The 736-nt window shown below is 32.3% G+C and carries 2 protein-coding genes; both read right to left on the reverse strand.

Annotated elements, in window-relative coordinates:
* The coding region (locus tag G6N06_RS19655) for a DUF6428 family protein (protein WP_240338119.1) at nt 1-219 on the reverse strand (219 nt) is incomplete at its 3' end.
* A 50-nt stretch (nt 220-269) separates the two neighbouring features.
* Nucleotides 270-578, reverse strand: coding sequence for an ArsR/SmtB family transcription factor (locus G6N06_RS19660; protein WP_163518398.1), 309 nt, complete (start codon nt 576-578; stop codon nt 270-272).
* Between the last annotated feature and the right edge of the window lie 158 nt (nt 579-736).

Below are 736 nucleotides of genomic sequence, written 5' to 3' on the forward strand. Positions count from 1 at the left end.
TTTTTCCGGATGCAATCTATGGTCATAGTCATTGGCATTCCAAAGTTGAAAGTTTACTACCTCCTCGTTTCTCACGGTTCCGCCACAATCAATGAAATGCTTTGTGATTTTTCCAACTTCTGTTACGTGAAAGTGGCTGGGTACTAGTTCCCCATTTGGCAATTGGAATGCAATTCTGTCCAGTTTATTCAATTTGTTTTTAATTTCTGATAACTTCATTTCTTTATGATTTGTTTATTGCGATTTAACGATGAATTAGATGAAAAAATTTAGCAACAATCTGCTTTAGGAATGTCCTGATCTAAAAATTGATGCATTAACATTTTCATTTTAGTCCAGTTTTCAATGTCTATACAATAGCAGACTTTGACACCTTCCACTGTTCCTTTAATTAGTCCTAAGGTTTTTAATTCTTTTAAATGTTGTGATATAGTAGGCTGGGCAAGACCAATTTCTTCGGATAAATCTCCACAATAACAAGCATCTATCTTAAATAACTGTTGTAAAATAGCCACTCTGGCAGGATGTCCAAAAACTTTTGCAATTAACGCAATTTCTTTTTGCTGATCTGTGTACATAGTTTTATCTACTCATTGTTTAATTGCAATAATACGATTAATGTTTGAGTTAGCAAATCTTTTTTAAAGTGTTGATAGAAATTGATAATATTTTATTGGAAATGGTTTTTTGGAAAAGGTTTTTTGGAAAAGGAAATATTTTTGGTGTAGGGGTCGTT

This window comes from Gelidibacter japonicus, from assembly GCF_010725055.1.
Taxonomy (GTDB): Bacteria; Bacteroidota; Bacteroidia; order Flavobacteriales; family Flavobacteriaceae; genus Gelidibacter; species Gelidibacter japonicus.

Coding starts and splice junctions, on each gene's coding strand:
- G6N06_RS19660 (WP_163518398.1), bottom strand. CDS start 578: ATGTACACAGATCAGCAAAAAGAAATTGCGTTAATTGCAAAAGTTTTT.